Source organism: Mesorhizobium sp. M2E.F.Ca.ET.209.01.1.1 (genome assembly GCF_004010375.2).
Lineage (GTDB): Bacteria > Pseudomonadota > Alphaproteobacteria > Rhizobiales > Rhizobiaceae > Mesorhizobium.
Map to the genome: position 1 here is coordinate 1 of NZ_SADP02000495.1, position 358 is coordinate 358.

Here is a 358-nt window from a genome sequence, read left to right on the forward strand (position 1 = left end):
AAGTCGCGATTGTCGGTCATGAATCACCAATAGCATGTCGCAAAAGCGCGCTACGTGACGCCGTCACTAATTCGTAGGCAGCCGCACTGGTCGCGTCCGCTATCCACCGTTCAGTTGCTTTTCGGAGCGCTGCTCGATCTTCGGTTTGGCAGTTGAGATAGCCAACACGGGCCAGGAACTCAGTCAGCTCGACCTCAGGCACGTCGACCACAAGCGGCATCCGGCCTTGGCGAAGTCGCTGCCTGTGCCTGCGCATCCGTTCGGTGCCGCTCATGGCAACAGCCCCATGATGCCGGCCAGGACGATTCCGACGCTCGCCGCGAAAATCAGAATTCTTACGCTTTTGCGCAGGCCGATT

General features: G+C 58.9%; 1 protein-coding gene. It reads right to left on the reverse strand.

Annotated elements, in window-relative coordinates:
• Positions 1-16: 16 nt before the first annotated feature.
• Positions 17-358: hypothetical protein (locus EN852_RS41895; RefSeq protein WP_348643536.1), on the reverse strand; the 342-nt coding region annotated here is incomplete at its 5' end.